Source organism: Agrobacterium sp. FDAARGOS_525 (assembly GCF_003938925.1).
In the GTDB taxonomy this organism is placed as follows: Bacteria; Pseudomonadota; Alphaproteobacteria; order Rhizobiales; family Rhizobiaceae; genus Agrobacterium; species Agrobacterium pusense.
In genome coordinates this window covers 1658748-1682318 of the sequence record NZ_RKIU01000003.1, presented here as the reverse complement: position 1 = coordinate 1682318, position 23571 = coordinate 1658748, and the positions used below count along the sequence as shown (strand labels likewise).

Below are 23571 nucleotides of genomic sequence, written 5' to 3'. Positions count from 1 at the left end.
GACCGCGCACACGGCGTGAAGCCATTCTGCAGGAAGAAAAGTTTTACAAGGATATGGCCGAGGCATCACGGATGTCACGGTTTTTCAGCGCGCTTATCAACTTTGTGAAGGCGAGAAGCCGTCGATCAATGGAAGAGGGCGATAAGGGCTGCGAGAGCACCGGCTGCGATGAGGCTCAGCCGAAAGGCCAACTGCCGGCTCCCGTTGTCAGTGCGGGCGATGGCAATGGCGCGAGGGCGGCGATGTGCAGATCTGTTCATGCGCGGGCTCCAGACGAAAAACTCAACCGACCCATGCCCTGTTAAGGGCTTCCAGCGTAACATCATGTGCAGCGGGATCATTGAGCGATCCGGCCTTGCTGGCATTTGGTCAGGATGACTCCTCCCCCGTTAACAGATTATTAAAAACGCGAGGAAGGGCCACAACTTTACCAACTGAAACTGGGTTGGCGAACAGGTCTCATCAGCTCCGTCACCCCGGACTAGTTCCGGGGTCGAGCGCGATCAAGTCCTTAATCGCGAAAGACTCCTTATGGCGCAGAAGCGCCATGGCTGGATGCCGGATCAAGTCCGGCATGACGAAGGAGAGAGATCCGATCTTTTCCACGGCCAGAGACGATCACGCGAATTCGCCGGCCGCCTGGCCGGACGCCCAGGCCCACTGGAAATTATAACCGCCGAGCCAGCCGGTCACATCGACACATTCGCCGATGAAATAGAGGCCGGGCACGGATTTCGCCGCCATGCTGCGGGAATCGAGGCCGGTCGTGTCCACGCCGCCGAGCGTGACCTCCGCGGTGCGATAACCTTCCGAACCGGCGGGCTTGATCTGCCAGTCCTGCACCTCTGCCGCCAGCTTCGCCAGAGCCTTGTCGGACATATCGGCAAGATGGCCGGTGAGGCCGGATTGTTCGACGACATGCTGGGCGAGCCGCTTCGGAAGGATCTCCGACAGGGCGGTCTGGGCGGACTGACGGCCGTTTTTCTGTTTGGCCTGCTTCAACACCGCGGCCAGATCGCGATGCGGCTCAAGCTTCAGGCGGATGGGATTGCCCTCGCGCCAGTATGAGGAGATTTGCAGTATGGAAGGACCGCTCAAACCGCGATGGGTGAACAATAGCGCTTCCTCAAACGAGGTTTTGCCATGGGAAACCTCAGCCGGAACAGCGACACCGGCAAGCGGGCTCAGCTTTTCCAGAAGACCGGGATCAAGCGTCAGCGGAACGAGGCCGGGGCGGGTTTCAATGAGCTTGAGGCCGAACTGTTCGGCGATCTGGTAGGCAAAACCCGTCGCGCCCATCTTCGGGATAGACTTGCCGCCTGTCGCGACGACGAGGCTCTCCGCCTCGATGACGCCACCCGAGGTCGACACCCGAAAACGGCCGCCGTCATGGGTCACGGCGGAGACTGACGTTTCGAGCCGAAGCTTCGCATTCACCGCCTGCATTTCAGCCAGCAGCATGCGGATGATATCCTTGGCGCTGTCATCACAGAAAAGCTGGCCGAGCGTCTTTTCGTGCCAGGAGATACGGTGTTTTTCGACAAGGGCGATGAAATCGCGCGGCGTATATCGGGCAAGCGCGGATTTGGCGAAATGCGGGTTGGCAGAGAGATAATTCCTCGGCCCGGCGTGGATATTGGTAAAGTTACAGCGACCACCGCCGGAGATGCGGATCTTTTCGCCCGGCGCTTTCGCATGGTCGAGAACGACGACGGAGCGGCCGCGCTGGCCGGCGCGGATGGCGCACATCATGCCGGCGGCGCCCGCCCCCAAAATCAGCACGTCACATTTATCTGCCATCATTCCATCCGTTTCGTTTCCTTTCCTCTTTTCCAAGTGCCGCCGCTTGTCAATGGCGCTTTCCCCCTCGCCAATTGCCAAACTACGGTTATGATGGCGACAGTCGAAACACAGACCCGGTGATACATGCCCGCCAAGAAAACCATGCTCCGCCCGAAAAAACAGGCAACCATGGCAAAGAAGACCCCTCCCCTCGACCTTTCCTCCACCCGTGGCGTTTCCTCCTGGCGCGAAGCCGCGCAATGGCTGAGGGCGCGTGGGATAGAAGACATAGAATGCATCACGCCCGACCTTGCCGGCGTACCGCGCGGCAAAATGATGCCGACGGCGAAATTCACGGGCGATACCTCGCTTGCTCTACCCTCGGCGCTCTACCGCCACACGATATCGGGCGAATATCCCGATGAGACCGCCAATTTCCGCTACGAGCCGCGCGACAGCGATCTGAAGCTGGTGCCTGATCTTTCCACCCTCTCCGTCGTGCCCTGGGAAACCGACCCGACCGCGCAGGTGATCTGTGACGTGGTGGATGCGGAAGGCAATTTCGTGCCATACACGCCGCGCAACGTTTTGAAGAACGTGCTTTCGCTCTATACCGAAAAGGGCTGGAAGCCGGTTGTCGCACCGGAGATTGAATTCTACCTCGTCGCCATGAATGACGATCCGGACTATCCGCTGCATCCGCCAAAGGGCCGGTCGGGACGGTCCATCGTTGGAGGTCAAAGCTATTCCATCGCCGGCATCAACGAGTTCGACGAACTGATCGACGATATCTATCACTTCTCCGAAAAGCAGGGTCTGGAGATCGATACGCTCATCCATGAGGAAGGGCCGGCACAGCTGGAAATCAACCTGCGCCATGGCGATCCGATCGAGCTTGCCGACCAGGTGTTCCTGTTCAAGCGCACCATTCGCGAAGCCGCGCTGAAGCACGGCATCTATGCCACCTTCATGGCCAAGCCCATGCAGGGCCAGCCGGGTTCGGCCATGCACATCCACCAGTCGGTGGTAGAAATCGATAGCGGCCGCAACATCTTCTCCAATGAAGATGGCAGCCCCTCCAAAGAATTCTTCTCCTTTGTCGGCGGCATGCAGCGTTACGTTCCGAATGCGCTGGTCATGCTGGCGCCCTATGTGAATTCCTACCGCCGCCTGACGCCTGACATGGCCTGCCCGGTGAACAATGCCTGGGGTTACGACAACCGCACGACGGCCTTCCGCGTGCCGATTTCCGGCCCGCAGGCGCGGCGCGTCGAAAACCGCCTGCCGAGCTCGGACGCCAACCCCTATCTGGCGCTCGCGGCCTCGCTCGGCTGCGGCTGGCTCGGCATCGTCAACAGCATCGAGCCGACCGAACCCACCGCCGATACGGCCAATGAGGGCTCTATCGACCTGCCGCGTGGCCTGCTTGAAGCGGTCGCCTTGCTGGAGGGCGAAGCACAGTTCGACCGGATCTTCGGTCACGAATTTGTCGGCCTTTATGCCGGTCTGAAGCGGGGGGAATTCGAGACCTTCATGCAGGTCATCAGCCCCTGGGAGCGCGAGTTCCTGCTTCTCAACGTGTAAGGAATCCCGAGCATGACATGGCAAAGCCCGATTGCGCCGGGACTATCCTGGTATCAGGCAACCATCGGTGAGCGGCCGGACTATCCCGCGCTCGATGGGTCGAAGCAGGTGGATGTCGCGATCATCGGCGGTGGTTACACCGGTCTTCAGGCCGCCTGTAATCTCGCTGAAAACGGCGTCTCGGTCGCCCTCATCGAAGCGCATCGTTTTGGCGATGGCGCTTCCGGCCGAAATGGCGGCCAGTTCGGCACCGGCCAGCGCTCTTTCCCCGATGAGCTTGAGGAAGAGATTGGCTTCGAACAATCGAAGCTGCTGTTCGACATCGCCGAAAACGCCAAAAATTATGTGCGCGATTTCGCAAGCAGCCGCGGCATCGACATGGATTATCTGCCGGGCCAACTCTATGTGGCGCACAAGGCAGGTTACGAGGACGACTATCGCCGCAGCGTCGATGCGATGAACAACCGCTACGGCTATCCGCATATTTCCTACATGGAGCGTGGCGAAGCGCGCAAACGCGTCGGCTCCACTCATTATTTCGGCGGCACCCGCGACACCGGCACCGGCCATATACACCCGCTTAAGCTGCTGGTCGGGCTTGCGAAAGCCGCGAAAGATGCGGGTGCTCAGATTTACGAGATGACGCCTGCGAAATCCATCCGGCAAGTGGGCGGCAAGACCATCATCGAAACCCCTTTCGGCACCATCACTGCGCCACGGGTGTTGATTGCGACCAATGCCTATATCGGCAATCTGGAACCGATAACGGCAGCCCATATCATGCCGATCCGCTCCTTCATCGGCGCAACCGCACCGCTGGATGCCTTCCCCGGCATCATTCCAGACCGGGAGGCCGTGGCGGATTCACGGTTTGTGGTGCGTTACTTCCGCAAGACGGCCGATAACCGGCTGTTGTTCGGCGGCCGCGAAGCTTACACGGCAGATACGCCGCGGGATATTTCCAGCCACATACGCCGGCAGATCGCGGAAATCTATCCCGAGCTGAAGGATATCGACATCACCCATTCCTGGGGCGGCTCCGTCGGCATCACTCTACCGCGCAAGGTCTTCGTGCGTGAGGTCATGCCAGGTGTCACCTCCATCGGCGGATATTCAGGCCACGGCGTGATGCTGTCGAATTATTGCGGCAAGCTTTATGCCGATCTGGTGCTCGGCAAAAAGGACATGCTGGCGCCATTCGCGCGGCTGAAAGTGCCGGCCTTTCCGGGCGGAAAGTCACTGCGCGCGCCGCTGCTTTTCCTGGCGCTTTCGTGGTTTGCATTGCGAGACAGGTTTTAGTCCAATGTTTACAGTCCATTACCGGCGGCAAGCACACCGGCAAAAGCAAAATTCATAATTTCACATAACTGAGTCTGGCATTTTTAAATCGATTAGATTATTGATGCCCCAACCCTTGAAGATCGAGAGAATCGATATGAGCAGTCAGATCATTCCTGTTGAACCTTTTGATTGTGTCGTTTTCGGCGGCACGGGCGATCTTGCCGAGCGCAAGCTTCTGCCGGCCCTTTATCACCGGCAGATCGAAGGGCAGTTCACGGAGCCGACCCGCATCATTGGTGCGTCGCGTTCGGTCATGACCCATGAGGAATATCGCAAATTCGCACAGGACGCCCTGAAGGAGCATCTGAAGGCCGGCGAGTATGACGACGCGCAGGTTGCCGTGTTCCTGAACAGGCTTTTCTACGTGCCCGTTGACGCCAAGGGCAACAATGGCTGGGACGTGCTGAAGAAGCTGCTGGACGAAGGTAAAGAGCGCGTGCGCGCTTTCTATCTCGCTGTCGCGCCCGGAATTTTCGGCGATATCGCCGACAAGATCCGCGAACACAAGCTCATCACCCGCTCGACCCGCATCGTCGTTGAAAAGCCGATCGGCCGCGACCTCGCCTCGGCGCAGGAACTCAACGACACCATCGGCCATGTCTTCAAGGAAGAGCAGATCTTCCGCATCGACCACTATCTCGGCAAGGAGACGGTGCAGAACCTGATGGCGCTGCGTTTCGCCAACGCGCTTTACGAGCCGCTGTGGAATTCCGCGCATATCGACCACGTGCAGATCACGGTTGCCGAGGCAGTCGGTCTCGAAGGTCGCGCCGGTTATTACGACAAGGCCGGCGCGTTGCGCGACATGGTGCAGAACCATATTCTCCAGCTGCTCTGCCTCGTCGCCATGGAGCCGCCGGCTTCCATGAACGCCGAAGCCGTGCGCGACGAAAAGTTGAAGGTTCTGCGTTCGCTGAAGCCGATCGACACCAGCAACGTCGAAAAGCTGACGGTTCGGGGCCAGTACCGCGCCGGCGCTTCCGCAGGTGGCCCTGTCAAGGGCTATCTGGAAGAGCTGGAAGGCGGCGTTTCCAACACCGAAACCTTCGTCGCCATCAAGGCTGAGATCGCCAACTGGCGCTGGGCGGGCGTTCCCTTCTACATCCGCACGGGAAAACGCCTCGCGACCCGCGTTTCGGAAATCGTCGTCACCTTCAAGCAGATCCCGCACTCGATCTTCGACGACGCGGCCGGCAAGATCGAGGCCAACAAGCTGGTCATTCGTCTGCAGCCGGATGAAGGCGTCAAGCAGTCGCTCCTCATCAAGGACCCCGGTCCGGGCGGCATGCGCCTGCGCCAGGTGTCGCTGGACATGAGCTTTGCCGAAGCCTTCAACGTGCGCAGCCCCGACGCCTATGAGCGCCTGCTGATGGATACCATCCGGTCCAACCAGACGCTGTTCATGCGCCGCGACGAGGTCGAGGCCGCATGGGACTGGATTGACCCAATTCTCAAGAGCTGGGAAGAGCTTGGTCAGGGCGTGCAGGGTTACACGGCAGGAACCTGGGGGCCGAGCGGCTCGATCGCACTGATCGAGCGTGACGGTCGTACCTGGCACGATGCCGACTGAGGGCGCGCGGATGAGCGAAACAATCCACGCCTTCGATAGCGCCTCCGATCTTGCCAATACGCTTGCGGCTGATGTCGCCCAGCGGCTCGACGCGGCAACCAAGGAACGGGGGACCGCAAGCATTGCGGTCTCTGGCGGCTCTACACCGAAGCTGTTCTTTCAGGCGCTTTCCCAGCACGATCTCGATTGGCCCAACATCAGCGTGACGCTGGTGGACGAGCGCTTCGTGCCGCCGGAAAGCGATCGCTCCAATCATCGTCTCGTCGCCGAGAATCTTCTGCAAAACAAGGCGAAGGCGGCTTATTTCGTGCCGCTGTTCCAGCCGGCGGCCTCGCCGGAGGATGCGGCAACGCTTGCGACCGTCAAGACCGAAGCGATCTGCGATCCCTTCGATGTTGTCATTCTCGGTATGGGAACGGATGGCCACACGGCCTCGTTCTTTCCCGGTGGAGACAATCTCTACGAAGCGCTTGATCTCGATGAGCCGCGCGGCGTTTTGACCATGGCGGCCGAGAATGCCGGCGAGGAGCGGTTGACCTTCAACTTCTCCAGCCTGCACGATGCCGATTTCCTGGTGCTGCATATCGAAGGCGCCGCCAAGAAGGCGACGCTGGAGAAGGCGCAGTCGGGCGAGGATGAGGAAGAAATGCCCGTCCGTGCCGTGCTGAACCGGGCAGAAACGCCAGTGGATATTTACTGGGCGCCATAAGCCGACGCGACGGCCGCTCCTGCGGCCCGCGACAAGCGCCCCGAAGACATGAAGACTGAAACACGACAACCGGCATTCGCCTCCCGGAACGCCGGTTGTCGCCCAACGAACAGGATGAACGCCCATGTCCGCCGATTCCCGCATTCAGGCCATCACCGCCCGCATCGTCGAACGTTCCAAGCCCTATCGCGAGACCTATCTCGAGCGGCTGCGGCTGCAGGTCTCAAAAGGCGTTCACCGTTCCGTGCTTTCCTGCGGCAATCTTGCACACGGGTTTGCGGTCTGTTCCCCCGCCGACAAGGACATCCTTGCCGGCGACCGGGTTCCCAATCTCGGCATCATCACCGCCTATAACGACATGCTCTCGGCGCACCAGCCCTATGAGACCTTCCCGGCAATCATCCGCGATGCAGCCAAGGAAGCGGGCGGTATCGCTCAGGTTGCCGGCGCCGTACCTGCCATGTGTGACGGCGTCACCCAGGGGCAGCCCGGCATGGAGCTTTCGCTGTTTTCCCGCGATGCCATCGCCATGGCTGCGGGGATCGGCCTCTCACACAACATGTTCGATGCGGCTCTCTATCTCGGGGTGTGCGACAAGATCGTGCCCGGCCTCGTGATCGCCGCACTCGCCTTCGGTCACCTGCCCGCGGTCTTCATTCCTGCCGGTCCGATGACATCAGGCCTGCCGAATGACGAGAAGTCGCGTATTCGCCAGCTTTACGCCGAAGGCAAGGTCGGTCGCGCGGAGTTGCTGGAAGCGGAATCCAAATCTTACCACGGTCCCGGAACCTGCACCTTCTACGGCACCGCCAATTCCAACCAGATGCTGATGGAGATCATGGGCTTTCATATGCCCGGTTCCTCCTTCATCAATCCCGGCACGCCATTGCGTGACGCGCTGACCCGCGAGGCTACCAAGAGAGCGCTCGCCATCACCGCGCAGGGCAACGAATTCACCCCCGCTGGCGAGATGATCGACGAACGATCCATCGTCAACGGCGTCGTGGGTCTGCATGCGACCGGTGGTTCCACCAATCACACCATGCATCTGATCGCCATGGCGCGCGCCGCAGGCATCATCCTCACATGGCAGGATATTTCCGATCTCTCTGACATCGTGCCGCTGCTGGCCCGCGTTTATCCCAACGGGCTGGCCGATGTGAACCATTTCCACGCTGCCGGCGGTATGGGCTTCCTCATCAAGCAGCTCCTGAAACAGGGCTTCGTGCATGACGATGTGCGCACCGTCTTCGGACAGGGTCTGGCCGCCTACACCGTGGATGCACTACTGGACGAGAAGGGCGCGGTCACCCGCCAGCCCTCCCCTGAACAGAGCCACGATCCGAAGGTGCTTTCCAGCATTGAAACACCGTTCCAGCCCACCGGCGGTCTCAAGATGCTGACCGGTAATCTCGGCAAATCCGTCATCAAGATTTCCGCCGTCAAGCCGGAGCGCCATATCATCGAAGCCCCCGCGATCGTCTTCCACGACCAGCAGGAGCTTCAGGACGCCTTCAAGGAAGGCAAGCTTAACCGCGACTTCATTGCGGTCGTCCGCTTCCAGGGGCCGAAGGCGAATGGCATGCCTGAACTGCACCGCCTGACACCGCCGCTCGGCGTGCTGCAGGACCGCGGCTTCAAGGTGGCGCTGGTGACCGACGGGCGCATGTCCGGCGCATCCGGCAAGGTACCAGCCGCGATCCATGTTACGCCTGAGGCTTCCGATTGCGGGCCGATCTCGCTCATCCGCGATGGCGATATCATCCGTCTCGACGCCGTTTCCGGATCGCTCGAAGTGCTGGTGTCCGCCGCCGAACTGTCAAAACGCGAACCGGCGCGCGCTGATCTCTCCGGCAATGAATGGGGTATGGGCCGCGAACTTTTCGCCCCCTTCCGCCGTAATGCCGGTCCTGCCGATCAAGGTGCCAGCGTCCTGTTTCATTGATTTCCAAAAGGCGAAGGCTGGATGCGGCTTTCGCCTTTAAACCCCGCTCTGCGGCATCGTCACACCGCACTTTCACGCCCGGGACGGGCGGACGCAGAAACAGCTTTATTTCCCATGCCTTAAACGCCAAACTTGTCATGCGGCTGCGATGATCGCCTCTTAAGGCGTTCCCGACCAGCCGTGGGATGACGGCGCAGTTTCGGATAATGGGACATGACATGACGATTTTTTCAAGCAACCGCCGCGATGTGCTGAAGCTTATGGCGGGCACCGCCATGCTGCCGCTGACGGTAGCGGCCATGCCGGCAACGGCGCAGGATGTAGCCCTGCGTGCCATCGTCATCTCCGATCTGCATTCGGCCTATGAGCGTATTGGCCAGCTTCTCGCGGCCATCGAAACGCGTATCGCGGCCGACAAGGCGCCCCACATCATCCTGCTAAATGGCGACCTTTTCGAACTCGGCAACGCCGTGGCCACACGTTCGGCCGGCGAAATCGAATGGACCTTCCTTGCGGCGCTCGCCAAGCTTGCCCCCACGGTCATCAATATCGGCAATCATGAGCCCGATATCGACAATGACCTCGCCAATTTCGTCAGCCGTGCTCAAGCCCTCGGCATCACCGTGCTTTCCAACATCATCGACAAGCGAAGCGGCAACCCCTATGCGCCGTCCAGTGCCGCGGTGAAGGCCGGCGAACGGGCGGTCATCGTCGCGGGCCTCGCGACCAATGCGATCAATACCTATCCGAAGGCGACGCGCGAGATGCTGGACATTCCTCAGCCGGTGGAATGGGCGAAGGCCAATCTGCCCGAAATCGTCAAAGCGGATGCGATCAATATTGTTCTGAGCCACGCCGGCGTTGTCGCCGACCGCGATATTCTGCCGGTGCTGCCTGACGGCACGCTGCTGGTGGGCGGCCATGATCACCTGAATTTCGTGCACGAAGAGGGCGCGACGCGCTATGTCCACACCGGCTCCTGGTGCACCTCCATGACGGTCGCGACAATTACCGGTCCCGGCAAGGCCGCCGCCATTGAGACGGTCACCATCGATCGTGATGCTCCCGCCTCGCCGGCTCTCAAGACTCTCATCGAGCAGACGCTTGAAAAGCACCTGACCGCAGAAGAACGGGAAGTTGTCGGCAAGGCCGCCAAGGCGATGACCGTCGACGAAGCAGGGCGCCATGTGGCGCATCTGATCGCCGCGAAGACCGGCGCCGATGTCGGTTTCATCGGCCACACCTCTTTCGGCGCAGGCCTGCCTGCAGGCGATATTCGCCGTTATGATTTCAACGCCTCGCTGCGCTTCGACGGCAAGCTGATGGTGACCGAAGTGGACAGCGAAACGCTCGTCCAAATCCTCAAGCGATGCAATCAGGACAGCAACATTCCGCTCGCCGCACGCACGGGCGACTATCTCTACGCCATGCCGGAAAAGCCGGAGAAGAAAGGCCGTTACAAACTGGTCTGCAACGACTGGTCCGCCACCAACCAGAAATCCTATTTCGGCCGCAGCGATCTCGCCTTCATCGAAGTGCCGGATGTGAAGCTGAAGCAGACGGTTCTGGGCGGGCTTTCCTAAAGCCGCAAATCGTCAGGGTCTTAGAACGACCGGATATCCAGCTTGCGGTCCTTGTGGGCCGGGTGCGTGCTGAACACGAAAATTCGATCCAGCTCCTTCTGTGTCAGCATACGCAGGAAGCGGACATGGATGGTGTTGTTGGCGTTGACGCGCAACATCACGCAGCCGATCTTGGTGATGCGGGCATCGGGGATATCGAGATAGAACTGGTTCGGCAGGTTGTATTTGGTCAGTAGCGCCAGCACGGCCTCTGTCTGGGAGATGCGAATGACGTCGCAGCGGCGTGCCGCCATGTGCATCACGGCCTTTTCGGTATATTCGATGCGCGCCGCGTTCATGGTGTCTTCCATGCGGAACCGGCTTTCGCGGTCATACATGAAGGACTCTTCCTTGCTCAGATAATGATTTCTGATGACACCCGCACCGCTCTGCACGCCCGAACTCCCAATGCTTACCAATAGGACGAGACTAGGCCATAGTCTTTAACAATTCATATCAGCGTCAGCTTAAACAGGACGGAAGCGGGACATTTCCGACGTTTTTCCACACGGCTGATAAGCAGTAAAAAGCCCCGGAACAGACAGTTCCGGGGCTTGTTTCAGTATCGCCACTGTTTACTTGCGGTAGGCTTTGCCTTCCGCATCGAAAAGATGAAGCTTCTCCTGCAGGGCGGCAAAGCGCAGGGTTTCACCCTTACCCACGGAAACAATGCCCGGCACCTTTACGATGATCGGCTCCTGGCCCTTGGGCGCTTCGAGATAAAGCAGGGTCACCTCACCCAGGGCCTCCACGATCGCGACTTTTCCCTCGAATAGATAGTCGTCGCCCGTCGCGATGCTCAGGTCTTCCGGCCGAACGCCAAAGCTTGCGGCCTTCCCCTGCTCAGATGCGGATGTGGGAACATCGACGACCAATGTCTTGCCGCCGGCAAGTTCGATGGAGGTCCGTTCACCCGTGCCGGTCGCTTTCGCACCGATAATATTCATGGCGGGCGAGCCGATGAAACGCGCCACGAAAAGATTGGCCGGCCTCTCATAAAGCTCAAGCGGCGCGCCGACCTGCTCCACCCGCCCCGCGTTCAAAACGACGATGCGGTCAGCGAGCGTCATCGCCTCCACCTGGTCGTGGGTAACGTAGATCATCGTTGTATCGGCCATCTGCTCGTTGAGCTTGGCGATTTCAATGCGCGTGGCAACACGCAGAGCCGCATCGAGGTTCGAGAGCGGCTCATCGAACAGGAAGACCTTGGGGTTGCGGCAGATCGCGCGACCGATGGCGACACGCTGACGCTGGCCGCCGGACAGCGCCTTTGGCAATCGCTCCAGATATTGCGTGAGCTGCAGGATTTCGGCGGCGGCGCGAACGCGGCGGTCGATCTCCTGCTTGCTTTCCCTGGCAATCTTCATGCCGAAGGCCATGTTGTCGTAGACAGTCATGTGCGGATAAAGGGCATAGGACTGGAACACCATGGCGATGCCCCGACGCGAAGGCGGGATTTCGTTGACAAGCTGGCCGTCAATATACATCTCGCCGCCGGTGATTTCCTCCAGCCCGGCGATCATGCGCAGCAGGGTCGATTTTCCGCAGCCGGAGGGGCCAACAAAAACGATGAATTCGCCCTGTTCGATATCGAGATCGATGCCGTGCAGCACCTTCACCTGCCCGTATGATTTACGGATATCCTTGAGAACGAGACTTGTCATGGGTGTTCCTCCCTCATCTGTCAGGCGTAACGGGCGAAGAAAGCGCCCCATGCCGGAAGTTCGACGCTTCTGCCCTTTAGTCCGCTTGCAAAGCCATGGCCTTCAAGAACCTCCCAGTTCCCTTCCGGCAGCGTGGCCTCTGCTGGCGTCGCTGATAAGTTAAAGACGCAAAGAACGGTTTCGTTGCCCAGCTTGCGGGTATAGCTCAACACCTCACCCTGCACGGGCTGAAATTCGATGCCGCCTTTTGCCAGAGCCGGGTGCTGCCTGCGGAACGCGAGAAAGCGGCGGTAATGCTCCAGCACCGAAGCCTCATTGCCCTGCTGGGCGCTCACGGCGCGCTGCTTGTGCTCGGTCGGAATCGGCAGCCACGTCTTGTCGGCCGTCGAGAACCCGGCCTGCGCATGGCCGGCGTCCCATACCATCGGCGTACGGCAGCCGTCGCGGCCCTTGAATTCAGGCCAGAACTGAATGCCGTAAGGATCCTGCAAATCTTCGAAAGCGATATCGGCTTCGGTGAGGCCGAGTTCTTCGCCCTCATAGATGCAGACGGAACCGCGCTGGGTCATGAGAAGTGCCGACAGCACCTTCGCGAAAGCATCCTTGTCCTCGACATGCTCGCCCCAGCGGCTGACATGGCGCACGACATCATGGTTGGAGAAAGCCCAGCAGGCCCAGCCTTCCGGTGCAGCTCTCGCAAAATCCGCCTGTACATCGGCAACACGCTGCGGGGTCAGCGCATCGGGCGCGAGGAATTCAAAGGCGTAGCACATCTGCATCTTGTCATCGCCGGACGTATATTCGCCGACGATTTCGAGGCCACGCTGGCTGTCGCCCACTTCGCCGACGGCGGCGATATCAGGGAATTCGTCCAGTACGGCGCGGAAGCGCTTCAGGAAGGCGATGTTTTCCGGGCGGTTCTTGTCGTAGAGATGCTCCTGGAAGTTATAGGGATTGACCGCAGGCGCGGTGGAGGCATTGCGCCGTTCCGGCGCCAGCGCCGGATTATCGCGCAGCTCAAGGTCGTGGAAATAGAAGTTGATGGTGTCGAGGCGGAAACCATCGACGCCGCGCTTCAGCCAGAAGCGTGTGATATTCAGCAGCTCTTCTTGCACTTCCGGATTATGCAGGTTGAGGTCCGGCTGCGAGGTCAGAAAGTTGTGCATGTAATATTGCATGCGGGTCGGATCCCACTGCCAGCCCGAGCCGCCGAAAATCGACAGCCAGTTGTTGGGCGGCGTGCCATCCGGCTTGCTGTCCGACCAGACATACCAGTCGGATTTTGCATTGTTGCGGCTGGCGCGGCTTTCCACGAACCAGGGATGCTGGTCCGAGGTGTGCGACAGAACGAGATCGATCATGACGCGGATGCCGAGACGGTGGGCTTCGGCAATCAGCCCGTCAAAATCCGCAAGCGTGCCGAACATCGGGTCGACATCGACATAATTCGAGACGTCGTATCCAAAATCCTTCATCGGCGAGGTGAAGAAGGGCGAAATCCAGATCGCATCGGCACCGAGGCCTGCGATGTGATGGAGGCGATCGGTAATACCCTTGAGATCGCCGATGCCGTCGCCATTGGAGTCCTGATAGGAGCGCGGATAGATCTGATAGATAACAGCGCCGCGCCACCAGTCCTTGTTGGGCGTCAAAGCGGAAGTCACCGAAGCGGTCATGGAAGTGTCCTGTGTGGTATGGGCGTTCATGGAATGATCAGCCTCCCTTGACGGAGCCCGCCAGCAGGCCACGCACGAGATAACGTTGAAGAGCGAAGAAAACGCCGAGCGGCACGACGATTGTGACGAAGGCCGAGGCAGTGAGAATTTCCCAGTTGCCGCCGCGCGAACCGAGCAGCGCGTTTAAGGCGCCTGTCAGCACCAGCTCATCCTTCTGCGTGCCGAGGAACACCATGGCGACGAGCAGGTCGTTCCAGGTCCACAGGAACTGGAAGATGGCGAAGGAGGCGAGCGCGGGGAAAGAGAGCGGCAGGATGATCTTGACGAAGATTTCGAAATCGCTTGCGCCATCGACACGGGCGCTTTCGATGATCTCTTTCGGCAGGCCGGAAATATAGTTGCGCAGCAGATAGATGGCGAGCGGCAGGCCGAAGGCGGTGTGCGCCAGCCAGATGCCTGCATAGGTCTTGGACGGCACGCCGAAAATGGTGCCAATTTCATTATACAGTCTCAGAAGCGGGATCAGCGACATCTGCAACGGCACGACGATCAGGCCCACCACCATGGCGATCAGCAGATTGCGGCCAGAAAAGTTCATCCATGACAGGGCATAGGCGGCAAAGGCGGCGATGAGTATAGGGATGACGGTTGCAGGTACGGCGACCGTCAGCGAGTTGACGAAGGACTGGCCGATGCCTTCCGATGTTAGAACCGTACGGTAGTTGTCGAGGGTGAAGACGGGCGGCGTTGCGACAGAGATGTAGACGCGCTTGCCGCGCGAACCCTCGAAGCTTGCGGCTTTGCTATATTCGTAAGTGCCGTCTTCATTGATAAGCAGCGTCTCGCCATCGCCGATGTCAGCGGCTTCACCTGCCTTGAAAGCTGTCGGCTCCTGCACGCGCACACCGAAGGCCGCAACCTTTCCGCCCTGGCCGTTTTCGAAGACATTGCCTGATATGACGTAGCGGCTGCCATCCTGCTTCTGAGCCGAGGCATCGGCCAGACGAACGGCTTGCGTTTGTTCGGAGCTCGAAAACGCGGTCCACCAGCCCGACACCGTGATCTGATCCTTGTCGCGCAGCGAACTCACGAGAATGCCGAGCGTTGGCAAGAGCCAGAGCAGCACGACGATCAGAACGCTGGCGTGAACGATGAGCCGCGGCAGGCCGACGCGGCGGAGGCGTTTGACAATATCCATCTCAGCGGCCCTCCATCTCGCGGTTTGCCTGGCGGATGTTCCAGACCATGATCGGGGTGACGGCCGCCATGATGATGAGCGCGATAACAGCACTTCGGCCGCTATCACCGCCGCCGCGGAACATCCAGTCGAACATGAGATTGGCCAGAACCATGGTGTTCCATTGCCCGTTGGTCATGGTCAGCACGATGTCGAAGACCTTGAGCACGAGAATGGTGATGGTCGTCCAGACGACGGCGATAGTGCCCCAGATCTGCGGAACCATGATCTTCCAGAAGATCTGCCAGCCATTGGCGCCATCGATGACAGCCGCCTCGATGGTTTCTTCCGGAATACCGCGCAACGCCGCCGACAGGATGACCATGGCGAAACCGGTCTGTATCCAGATGAGGATGACCATCAGGAAGAAGTTGTTCCAGAAGGGCATGGAAATCCAGACCTGCGGATTGCCACCGAAAAACTCGACGATGGCGTTCAGCAGGCCGATCTGCACCTGACCTTCGGCGCGGTATTCATAGATGAACTTCCAGATGACGGAAGCGCCGACGAAGGAGATCGCCATCGGCATGAAGACGATGGACTTGGCGATGTTGCCCCACCAGATGCGGTCCGTCATGACGGCGATGACGAGGCCAAAGAAGGTGCAGGCGGCCGGCACGACGGCGAGCCAGAGAATGTTGTTAAAGATCGACTGGCGGAAACCGGCGTCGAAAAACGCCCAGCGATAATTGGCGAGACCGACGAATTCACTGCCCGTCCGGTCGTAAAAGGAGAGGATCAGCGTCGCTATGACGGGATACACAAGATAGACGAGCAACAGGATCAGCGCCGGGCCGATGAACAGCCAAGGCCGGACGGCGGCACGGCGATTGAGATTGCGGGATGCGTGAATGACGTCTCCCGAGCGGACTGGAAAGATTGCCTGCAACGCCTTGTCGGATAGCCAGTAATAGGCAGCACAGGCAAAAACGCCCGCTACCATGACGCCGATGGCGGACACCAGTTGTTGAGCCATGTTCCCTCCCTGATCCTCTCCGCGCCGCGTTGATTTATGCGGCTGTCGGGCCGTTCCTGCGGAAGAGGCCCGGCAGCGAGCCGCCAGGCCTCGTCTTAATCCGTGTTACTTCAGGCCGTCCCAGGCCTTCTGGATATCGGCGGCGACCTGATCGGCAGACTTGCCACCGACGAAATCGATCATGCCGGTCCAGAAAGCGCCGGCGCCGATCTTGCCAGGCATCAGGTCGGAACCGTCAAAACCGAAGGTCGTCGCGGTGGTCAGGATTTCACCCTGACGCTTCATCTGCTCATTGGCATAGGTTTCGACGTTCACACCCTTGTACGGCGTCAGGAAGCTGGACTGCGCCATCCACACTTCATGGGCGATCGGCGTCTGCAGGAATTGTACGAATGCCTTGGCAGCGGGCGCTTCCTTAGTGATGGTGACGAGCGTGCCGGCACCGAGAACCGGCTTGCCGAGGTCAGGCTTTGAGGCATAGGTCGGCATGTAAAAGAAATCCGCATCCGTTCCGACCTTGGTGCCCTCAGGGAAGAAGGAGGGAATGAACGATGCCTGATGGTGCAGGTAGCACTTCGGCGGAATGTCGAAGAGGCCCTTGGGGCTGTCGCGGAAGTCGGTGGAGGCTACGGCCGCAACGCCGCCACTCACATATTTTTCGTTCTTGGCGAATTTGCCGAATTCGTTGATCGCGGCAACCACGGCCGGATCGGTGAATTTCACCTCGTTGGTCGTCCACTTCTGGTAGACATCCAGCGGCTGCGTGCGCAGCATCAGGTCTTCCACCCAGTCGGTTGCCGGCCACCCGGTCGCACCACCGGAGCCGAGACCAATGCACCAGGGCGTGCCGCCATCAGCGACGATCTGATCGGTGAGCTTGAGCAGGTCTTCCATGCTCTCGGGAACTTTATATCCCGCTTCCTCGAAATTCTCGGGCACATACCAGACGAGCGACTTCACGTCGGCCTTGAAGGGGAAAGCGAAATAGGCCTTGTTGCCGTCCTTGCCCTTATAACTGCCGAGATCGACCCAGGATTTACCCGCGCCGTAATTTTCCTCGACCCATTTGGCCGTGTCGTCGCCGAGCGGCACAAGAAAACCCTTGGCGGCGAGATCGGCGAGAAGGCCAGGCTGCGGCAAAATGGCAATATTGGGCGGCGAGCCGGCCTGTGTGTCGATGACGATCTGCTGCTCGTAGTTTTCCGACGAGGAATAACGGACATTCACGCCCGTCGCGTCAGCAAAATAGGCGAGTACGGACTGGAACAAAGCCTCGTCCTCACCACGCCACGGGCCAAAAATCGTCAGCGTCTGGCCTTTAAGGTCAGCATGGGCCGCTTTGAAATCTTCGTAGCTTTTCCAGTTGAACTTGGCGTCCTGGCCCGGCGCGAATTTCAGATCGGCGGCAATGGCCGAACCCGACAGCAGCACGATTGAAGCAGCCGTCGCCAAAAGGGTCTTCCGCATGTGATTTACCTCCCATCACATAAAAGGCTCAAAGCGTCCTCTCCAATCAAAGCGCTTTGGCTGCCTATTCATCTCATTGTCATCAAGATGGAGTCAAGAGGCTCTTTATTCGGAAACGCTGCCTAACCTTCAAAATAGTCATATTGATTTAGGAAGGCGGCTATCATTTTCGATTGAGAAAAGCGGATGGGGCTGTTAAAAATCTAAAGCGCTTTGGGAAAATGAGGAGTGGCTTTTGGCCTTTTCCGGGCGCGCGCATGGAGGAATGACAGACATGAACCTGAAACAGCTGTCGCAACTGCTGGGCATTTCGCAGACGACCATCAGCAGGGCGCTCAACGGCTATCCCGAGGTCAGCGCGGAAACGCGCCGCCGCGTCATGGAAGCCGCGGAGAAGACGGGATATCGCCCCAATGCCGCGGCACAGCGGCTGGCAACCGGCAAGGTCGGCTCCATTGGGCTCGTGATGCCGATTGGCGAACATCACCGTTCGGATGTACATTTCGGCGAATTCCTGAGCGGCCTTGGCGAGGAAGCCTCGCGCAGCGGCTTTCATCTCGTCATCATGCCCACCGAGCCGGAAAAGGAACGCGAAGCCCTTCGCGGGCTCGCCGCTAGCGGCAGCGTCGACGGCATCTATCTCGCTTATATGAAGAATAACGATCCGCGCATCGCCATGATGCAGTCGCTTTCCCTGCCCTTCCTCGTGCATGGCCGCTCCATCGGCGTGGAGGAGGATTATCCCTATCTCGATGTGGACAATGAAGGCGCCTTCCGTGACGCGACCCAGCTTCTGCTTCAGCTTGGCCATACGCGCATCGGCCTGCTGAATGGCCCGGAAGGCTATGATTTCACCTATCGGCGCTGTCTCGGGGTGGAAAAGGCGCTGGCGGCAAACGGCCTGGCCTTGCATGCGAGCAATAAGAGACACGGCAGCATGACCGACGAGGAAGGTTATCTCGGCATGGAGGCCCTGCTTTCACGCCCCGAGAAACCGACCGCCATTCTCTGCGCCAGTACCGCGCTCGCACTTGGCGCGATCCGCTCGCTCAACCAGCGAGGCCTGAAACCCGGCAAGGATATTTCCCTCATCGCCCATGACGATGTGCTGCCGCTTTTGAAACCCGATAATTTTTCCGTGCCGCTCACCACCACGCGCTCGTCGCTGAGAGCGGCAGGCGTCCGCGTGGGCCAGCGCCTGATCAATCGTATCAAGAACGACCAGACGGAGCCGTATCAGGAACTCTGGAAGGCGGAACTGGTGGTCCGCGCCTCGACGGGGCCGGCTCCGAAAGCGTAGCCGGCCGTTTCAACGCCTAGAACTTCGGTGCCGCCAGGCCTTCGGCGCGATGAGCGGCGATGACGGTGTTGGCCATCAGCATCGCGATCGTCATCGGGCCGACACCACCGGGAACAGGGGTGATGGCCGCGGCAACGGCGCTTGCTTCATCATAGGCGACGTCGCCCACCAGCTTGGTCTTGCCTTCACCCTTTTCGGGTGCGGGAATGCGGTTGATGCCGACGTCGATGACGGTCGCGCCGGATTTCACCCAGTCACCCTTCACCATCGCCGCGCGGCCAACCGCCGCCACCAGAATATCCGCCGTCTTGCAGATGCCGGCCAGATCCCTGGTGCGCGAATGCGCCATCGTCACAGTGGCGTTGGCATTGAGCAGGAGCTGGCCCATGGGCTTGCCGAACAGGTTGGAGCGGCCGATGACAACGGCGTTCAGGCCGGAAAGGTCGTCTCCGTGAATGCCGCGCACCAGAAGCATGGCGCCTGCGGGCGTGCAGGAAATGAGACCGGTGGCAAGATCGCCGGTCGCGAGCTTGCCGGCATTTAGCACGCTGAGGCCGTCGACATCCTTCTCGGGCAGGATCGACTGGATGATTTCATCGGAATTGAAATGTTTCGGCAGCGGCAGCTGAACCAGAATGCCGTGGATGGAGGTGTCGGCATTCAGTTCACCGACCAGCTTCAGGAGGTCAGCCTGTGTGGTCTCCTCCGGCAGCGTGTGCTGGATGGAATTGAACCCGCATTGCTTGGCCATCTTGCTCTTGGAGTTCACATAAGCGTGGCTGGCCGGATCATTACCGACGATGACGACCGCGAGACCGGGCTTGACGCCCTTTTTCGCCTCAAGCCCTTCTGCCGATGCGCGGACCGCCTCCGTTACCGAGGCCGCCTTCGCCTTCCCGTCAATCACAACTGCCATGCGTCCTGCTCCTCATGGGTTACGTAGGCTCCGTATGGTGCCCCCGTCGCAGGAATGCAAGCTAAAATGCGGCGTTTTCAGGCGGTTTTGAGGTAGTCTTCTTGGTGGTCGGCATAATCGACGAGACGCTCCCTCAGGAGCGCCAATTCCCGTCGCAATTCCATCAGCTCCTCCGCTTCCGCCTGGGCATGATCGGCATGGCCGGCAAGCGCATCAGCCAGCAGCGGCGGCAGCGCGGACGGTGCCTGACCGGCGATCCCAACCGTGCGGTTGCCCATCAGAACCTGCCTTACACGCTCGTCGAGCGGCATGCGCTCATCGTCGTTAACCGCACCGCCGTAATAATCGGCGAAGCTCTCCTCGTCGTGGCCAGCATCCAAGCCGGCCGTTTCGGCATCAGGAGATTGCAGATCGTCAAACACAGCCGGTTCGATTGGCTCGAATTCCGAAAATTGCGCGGGTTCCTCCTCGGGGAGCCGGATTGCCGATTCCGGTTCGAAGGCGGAGGCATCCTGCTCTTCCTCGTCATGGCGACGATACGTCAGAAGATAGAGACTGCCCAGCAATCCGATCAGGCCGCCGCCGCCCGCCATCATGGCGGCCTGGGCAAGATCACGCGATAGTTCTCCCGGACCTGCCTTTTTCGCGAGGCGGGTCTCAAGGGCAGGCGTCGCAGCAGAGGAGAGATCGCGGCGTTCGCTCGCCTCCAGATAGGTGTTTCTCGCCGTTTCGAGCTCCCCCTGCAGTCTGGAGAACTCTCCCGGAGCAACACCGAGACCATTCAGGCGATCAAGGTTCTTTTTCCGCTCGGCTTCAGCATCGGCGATCTCCTCAGCGAGGCGCTTCTCGTCCGCTCGCAGTGCGTCGAGCAGTTGGCGCAATGCTGGAGCAGCGAGTGCCTGTACGGCATCCACCGCGTTCCGGGCGGCGATGTGTCGGGGATGTTTCGGGCCGTAATCGACCGAGATGCTGGAAAGCGCCATACTGGCGGCGGCATGTTTCTGCCTGATATCCTCGAGTGCAGAAAAGGCGATGCCGGAAGGAAGCGGTTTGGAGAACAGATCGTTGGGTTTCAGGGCCGAAGCCGCCGCCATATCCGCCTGCAGCGACTGCTGTTGTCGGGTCGCCGCGGCGATTCTGTCGTTCACGTCACCCAATTGCTGCTCGAGCTGCTGCACCTCGGTCACCGCATCGCCATGGCGCATCTGGAAACCGCTTAGCGCCGCCTCGGCCTCGTCCATCCTTGTCCGCGCCCGCTCCATCTCCCGCATAGCGGGCGTCATGGTGCCGGCCTTGCCGTCCGCCATGATACGCATCGAAAGATAGTCGGTAAGCCGCATGGCCGCTTCTGGCGTCGCAGCCCTCGAAGTCACGATCAGCGTCGTCTCGTCGGGCGACAGTTCAAGCCCTATCCCATCTCCGACCGCGCAGTTAAGCGCCTCACGCGGGGAGAGCGGACGCGCATCCGCGCCGGTCAGAAGATCGACAAGCAGGTGAAATTCACCCTGTTTGCGAACGCCGACCAGATCGGCAGGCTTCAGCTTGAGATCGCTGCTGATCCGGTCCAGCCCGCCAGGTGAAAGCAGGGTGCGCCGCGCCATCGCCAGAAAGCGGGTCGCATCTGGTGCATCATAAGCGGTCTGTGATACCTCGATCTGCGCCTGCGAAACATAGCCGCGAAAACCGGAATCAACGAGCAGCAGCGGCAGGGCTGCGCCGGTTACCGTGGCGGCCGCAACGCATCCGGCGGTCAAAAGCCGAAGACAATGCCTGCGCCACTGCGACGCGGGCGCGGCAATCTCATCCCCTTCCGGGCGGGTCGCCGTCATATCTGGACTGTGATCAACCATCTGAAGCCGTCTGCCACCTTCGCCGCCGCCCGCGGACGGACAGCTGTCAAAACCTTACGAGAGGTTAAAGGATCGTGGCAAACAAATGGTTAACGGACCTTCGCCGAAGCCGCTTCAGCCCTTGCCGAGGGCGATATGCCAGGGTTCGGCGCAAAGGCTGTAAAGCCAGCTCATATGCAGCCTGCGGAAGATTTCAGGCATGCCTGCCACTTCGGACGATAATATCTTGAAAAGCGGCCCGACTGCGATGGCGACTCGCGCGTCCTCGCGGTTGACGGTGCGATGCAGCCACATTTCCTGATTTTGCTTGGTCATTCCCGCCAGCAGCATATCCACTTTCACGCCGGACGTCTCGCCGCTCAGCATGACGAAGTCGTGCCAGGGCGCATGGCTACGCAGCTTCGTAAGAACGACACCGAGCTGGGCTGCATCGTCACCCGCAACGCCGATCCGTTTCGGTACTGCCATATAGGTGAGAAGCGCCATGACAAAGGCGACGCCATCGATCACGACCGGCAGAGGCTCACCATGTGCGCGCCGCGCGGCAGCGTTCAACGCCTTGCCCTGCGGGAAAAGCAGGCAGCTTTCGAGGACCTGCCGATAGCCGATGTCCTTGAGTGAAAGCTTTGCCTTTTCAAGGGTGAGAAATGAGAGCGACGTGTGGCCCTCAGAGGCGGAAGCCCTGTCGCTCACATGTTCCAGCGCTGCGTTCCAGTCGAGGTCGCAGAAGTGCAGCCCGTAAATGTCCCGCTGCTGTCCCGGTCGTGCAAAACCCGTCGTTACGTTCATACCCAGCCCCCGATGCAAGCCCCGCCCGTCACGCGCAGGTTTCTGCGGGTTCGCGGTTCATGGACCGTTTATACATGTGCTGGTTGAATTTACGCTGAAAGCAATCAATAGAATTCCAAGGCCGACGCAAAGGAATGATTAACCACGTGGATCACGCGACCGTCCCTTGCCTCTGGCCATGCCGAAGGCACGAAGCGGGGCGGCGCTATCAGTGGCCTGGCGCGGCGGCCGCTTCCTTGCCGGCGTCGGCTTTTTCACCTTCGACGATCTTGATGGAACGGGGTGTCCCATTCCCGTTCTGCTCACGAATGTCGGCTTTGGACAGATAATCGAGTTGCTCGATCAGCACGTCCTCGACCACCTCGTCATCAAGCCTCTTGTTCAGCCCCTCGCGGATGCGATGCTTGAAGGCGTCGGGATCGAAGGTAGAGATATTGGCGATGTTGACCATGGAAGAACCCGCCAGGAGCGTGAACAGCTCATCGGTCATCAACTGGGTTGCCGGCAACTCGATTTTCGCCATCTTGTCCTTGTCGACGCGCAGCGAAATACGGCTTAGGAAGTAACCGTTTACCCCGCCATCATTGATGACGGGAATGGTGATGCTTTCGCCCTTGACCAGTTGCAAGCTGGCCTTTTTTGCGCCCGCCTCATCCGGCGCGGGCGCCGTCGCCATCTGGACGGAGAAATACACCGCGCCGAGCGTGACGGCGCAAACCCAGACGCCGGTGAGAAGAAGCTTCAACATCAGGAGGCTGCGCCGTACATGAACTGTTCCTGGGAGTAGGTACCATCCGTGTCGGCTTCCTGGATTGCGTTCTTCAGGAGGTCGGCGACCGCACGAACTGCATTCAGATGTGCCTCGACGCGGCTGGCATTGGTGGCGAGCTTGGACTTGATGCCCTTGACCTGCTCCATGTAACCGGCAGCGATTTCCTCGCGCGGGGTATCCCGGAACAGCATCGTCAGCTCATAAAGGCACCGGCTCTTATGGGCATTGGAGACCTTGAAGTCGAACCGCGGGTCCTTACCGATATTGTCGTTCTCATGGTCGATGATCATTTCAAGGCGGCCGAGAACGGATTGGATACGGTGGTCGTTCGACATAAGGTCCATGCTTGTCTCCTCGTTAGGGTTTTTCAT

Annotated in this window: 20 protein-coding genes; 7 read left to right on the top strand and 13 right to left on the bottom strand. The window is 59.8% G+C overall.

All coding sequences use genetic code 11. The annotated features are described in order from the left end of the window. Nucleotides 1–125: 125 nt before the first annotated feature. Both EGT36_RS30985 and EGT36_RS09530 read right to left on the bottom strand, forming a co-directional pair. Nucleotides 126–260, bottom strand: coding sequence for a hypothetical protein (locus EGT36_RS30985; RefSeq protein ID WP_257784217.1), 135 nt, complete (start codon nt 258–260; stop codon nt 126–128). 358 nt (nt 261–618) lie between these two features. After that, on the bottom strand, nt 619–1803 hold the full coding sequence (locus EGT36_RS09530; protein ID WP_037090887.1) for a BaiN/RdsA family NAD(P)/FAD-dependent oxidoreductase: 1185 nt from the start codon (nt 1801–1803) through the stop codon (nt 619–621). Between the two features lie 123 nt (nt 1804–1926). On the opposite strand from EGT36_RS09530, the gene EGT36_RS09525 reads away from it, so the two are divergent. The 6 genes from EGT36_RS09525 (at nt 1927) to EGT36_RS09500 (ending at nt 10514) form a co-directional block, all read left to right on the top strand. Then, nucleotides 1927–3366 carry a glutamine synthetase family protein gene (locus tag EGT36_RS09525; RefSeq protein ID WP_022555640.1) on the top strand — a complete coding sequence of 480 codons (1440 nt, stop codon included), beginning with the start codon at nt 1927–1929 and terminating at the stop codon, nt 3364–3366. A 12-nt stretch (nt 3367–3378) separates the two neighbouring features. Then, a complete protein-coding gene (locus tag EGT36_RS09520; protein WP_037090888.1) occupies nt 3379–4665 on the top strand; it encodes an NAD(P)/FAD-dependent oxidoreductase in 1287 nt (428 codons plus the stop codon). A gap of 136 nt (nt 4666–4801) precedes the next feature. Beyond that, nucleotides 4802–6277, top strand: coding sequence for a glucose-6-phosphate dehydrogenase (gene zwf / locus EGT36_RS09515; RefSeq protein ID WP_004440062.1), 1476 nt, complete (start codon nt 4802–4804; stop codon nt 6275–6277). 10 nt (nt 6278–6287) lie between these two features. Beyond that, complete coding sequence (gene pgl / locus EGT36_RS09510; protein ID WP_037090890.1) at nt 6288–6986, top strand: 6-phosphogluconolactonase; 699 nt, start codon at nt 6288–6290, stop codon at nt 6984–6986. Nucleotides 6987–7110: 124 nt separating this feature from the next. Continuing rightward, a complete protein-coding gene (gene edd, locus EGT36_RS09505; RefSeq protein ID WP_004440058.1) occupies nt 7111–8931 on the top strand; it encodes a phosphogluconate dehydratase in 1821 nt (606 codons plus the stop codon). 218 nt (nt 8932–9149) lie between these two features. Next, nucleotides 9150–10514 carry a metallophosphoesterase gene (locus EGT36_RS09500; protein WP_107340483.1) on the top strand — a complete coding sequence of 455 codons (1365 nt, stop codon included), beginning with the start codon at nt 9150–9152 and terminating at the stop codon, nt 10512–10514. 20 nt (nt 10515–10534) lie between these two features. On the opposite strand, the gene EGT36_RS09495 is transcribed toward EGT36_RS09500, so the two are convergent. The 6 genes from EGT36_RS09495 to EGT36_RS09470 form a co-directional block, all read right to left on the bottom strand. Continuing rightward, nucleotides 10535–10891 carry a hypothetical protein gene (locus EGT36_RS09495; protein ID WP_034496014.1) on the bottom strand — a complete coding sequence of 119 codons (357 nt, stop codon included), beginning with the start codon at nt 10889–10891 and terminating at the stop codon, nt 10535–10537. Between the two features lie 237 nt (nt 10892–11128). Beyond that, entirely contained in the window at nt 11129–12217 is a 1089-nt protein-coding gene (locus tag EGT36_RS09490) for an ABC transporter ATP-binding protein (protein WP_125270335.1), read from the bottom strand. Between the two features lie 20 nt (nt 12218–12237). Then, complete coding sequence (bglA, locus tag EGT36_RS09485) at nt 12238–13893, bottom strand: beta-galactosidase BglA (RefSeq protein ID WP_037090955.1); 1656 nt, start codon at nt 13891–13893, stop codon at nt 12238–12240. Nucleotides 13894–13930: 37 nt separating this feature from the next. Next, complete coding sequence (locus tag EGT36_RS09480; protein WP_022555635.1) at nt 13931–15091, bottom strand: carbohydrate ABC transporter permease; 1161 nt, start codon at nt 15089–15091, stop codon at nt 13931–13933. A 1-nt stretch (nt 15092) separates the two neighbouring features. After that, nucleotides 15093–16106: a carbohydrate ABC transporter permease gene (locus EGT36_RS09475; RefSeq protein WP_022555634.1), complete on the bottom strand. Its 1014-nt coding sequence runs from the start codon at nt 16104–16106 to the stop codon at nt 15093–15095. A 105-nt stretch (nt 16107–16211) separates the two neighbouring features. Continuing rightward, complete coding sequence (locus EGT36_RS09470) at nt 16212–17573, bottom strand: ABC transporter substrate-binding protein (protein ID WP_022555633.1); 1362 nt, start codon at nt 17571–17573, stop codon at nt 16212–16214. 274 nt (nt 17574–17847) lie between these two features. Here EGT36_RS09470 and EGT36_RS09465 point away from each other — a divergent pair, with 274 nt between their 5' ends. Beyond that, nucleotides 17848–18873 carry a LacI family DNA-binding transcriptional regulator gene (locus tag EGT36_RS09465; RefSeq protein ID WP_004440041.1) on the top strand — a complete coding sequence of 342 codons (1026 nt, stop codon included), beginning with the start codon at nt 17848–17850 and terminating at the stop codon, nt 18871–18873. A 16-nt stretch (nt 18874–18889) separates the two neighbouring features. Here the strand turns inward: EGT36_RS09465 and EGT36_RS09460 are convergent, their stop codons facing one another. From EGT36_RS09460 to EGT36_RS09440, 5 genes are all read right to left on the bottom strand, one after another. Further along, complete coding sequence (locus tag EGT36_RS09460) at nt 18890–19789, bottom strand: bifunctional methylenetetrahydrofolate dehydrogenase/methenyltetrahydrofolate cyclohydrolase (RefSeq protein ID WP_022555632.1); 900 nt, start codon at nt 19787–19789, stop codon at nt 18890–18892. A 77-nt stretch (nt 19790–19866) separates the two neighbouring features. After that, nucleotides 19867–21639: a GumC domain-containing protein gene (locus EGT36_RS09455; RefSeq protein ID WP_125270333.1), complete on the bottom strand. Its 1773-nt coding sequence runs from the start codon at nt 21637–21639 to the stop codon at nt 19867–19869. Between the two features lie 114 nt (nt 21640–21753). Further along, nucleotides 21754–22428, bottom strand: coding sequence for a WecB/TagA/CpsF family glycosyltransferase (locus EGT36_RS09450; RefSeq protein WP_037090895.1), 675 nt, complete (start codon nt 22426–22428; stop codon nt 21754–21756). Nucleotides 22429–22636: 208 nt separating this feature from the next. Continuing rightward, nucleotides 22637–23176 (bottom strand): flagellar basal body-associated FliL family protein, encoded by a 540-nt coding sequence (locus tag EGT36_RS09445; RefSeq protein ID WP_037090896.1) that lies wholly within the window; start codon nt 23174–23176, stop codon nt 22637–22639. Beyond that, entirely contained in the window at nt 23176–23544 is a 369-nt protein-coding gene (locus EGT36_RS09440) for a hypothetical protein (RefSeq protein ID WP_006698182.1), read from the bottom strand. The genes EGT36_RS09445 and EGT36_RS09440 overlap by 1 nt, the downstream gene beginning before the upstream one ends. Between the last annotated feature and the right edge of the window lie 27 nt (nt 23545–23571).

Coding starts and splice junctions, on each gene's coding strand:
- EGT36_RS30985 (WP_257784217.1), bottom strand. CDS start 260: ATGAACAGATCTGCACATCGCCGCCCTCGCGCCATTGCCATCGCCCGC.
- EGT36_RS09530 (WP_037090887.1), bottom strand. CDS start 1,803: ATGATGGCAGATAAATGTGACGTGCTGATTTTGGGGGCGGGCGCCGCC.
- EGT36_RS09525 (WP_022555640.1), top strand. CDS start 1,927: ATGCCCGCCAAGAAAACCATGCTCCGCCCGAAAAAACAGGCAACCATG.
- EGT36_RS09520 (WP_037090888.1), top strand. CDS start 3,379: ATGACATGGCAAAGCCCGATTGCGCCGGGACTATCCTGGTATCAGGCA.
- zwf (WP_004440062.1), top strand. CDS start 4,802: ATGAGCAGTCAGATCATTCCTGTTGAACCTTTTGATTGTGTCGTTTTC.
- pgl (WP_037090890.1), top strand. CDS start 6,288: ATGAGCGAAACAATCCACGCCTTCGATAGCGCCTCCGATCTTGCCAAT.
- edd (WP_004440058.1), top strand. CDS start 7,111: ATGTCCGCCGATTCCCGCATTCAGGCCATCACCGCCCGCATCGTCGAA.
- EGT36_RS09500 (WP_107340483.1), top strand. CDS start 9,150: ATGACGATTTTTTCAAGCAACCGCCGCGATGTGCTGAAGCTTATGGCG.
- EGT36_RS09495 (WP_034496014.1), bottom strand. CDS start 10,891: ATGTATGACCGCGAAAGCCGGTTCCGCATGGAAGACACCATGAACGCG.
- EGT36_RS09490 (WP_125270335.1), bottom strand. CDS start 12,217: ATGACAAGTCTCGTTCTCAAGGATATCCGTAAATCATACGGGCAGGTG.
- bglA (WP_037090955.1), bottom strand. CDS start 13,893: ATGACCGCTTCGGTGACTTCCGCTTTGACGCCCAACAAGGACTGGTGG.
- EGT36_RS09480 (WP_022555635.1), bottom strand. CDS start 15,091: ATGGATATTGTCAAACGCCTCCGCCGCGTCGGCCTGCCGCGGCTCATC.
- EGT36_RS09475 (WP_022555634.1), bottom strand. CDS start 16,106: ATGGCTCAACAACTGGTGTCCGCCATCGGCGTCATGGTAGCGGGCGTT.
- EGT36_RS09470 (WP_022555633.1), bottom strand. CDS start 17,573: ATGCGGAAGACCCTTTTGGCGACGGCTGCTTCAATCGTGCTGCTGTCG.
- EGT36_RS09465 (WP_004440041.1), top strand. CDS start 17,848: ATGAACCTGAAACAGCTGTCGCAACTGCTGGGCATTTCGCAGACGACC.
- EGT36_RS09460 (WP_022555632.1), bottom strand. CDS start 19,789: ATGGCAGTTGTGATTGACGGGAAGGCGAAGGCGGCCTCGGTAACGGAG.
- EGT36_RS09455 (WP_125270333.1), bottom strand. CDS start 21,639: ATGGTTGATCACAGTCCAGATATGACGGCGACCCGCCCGGAAGGGGAT.
- EGT36_RS09450 (WP_037090895.1), bottom strand. CDS start 22,428: ATGAACGTAACGACGGGTTTTGCACGACCGGGACAGCAGCGGGACATT.
- EGT36_RS09445 (WP_037090896.1), bottom strand. CDS start 23,176: ATGTTGAAGCTTCTTCTCACCGGCGTCTGGGTTTGCGCCGTCACGCTC.
- EGT36_RS09440 (WP_006698182.1), bottom strand. CDS start 23,544: ATGGACCTTATGTCGAACGACCACCGTATCCAATCCGTTCTCGGCCGC.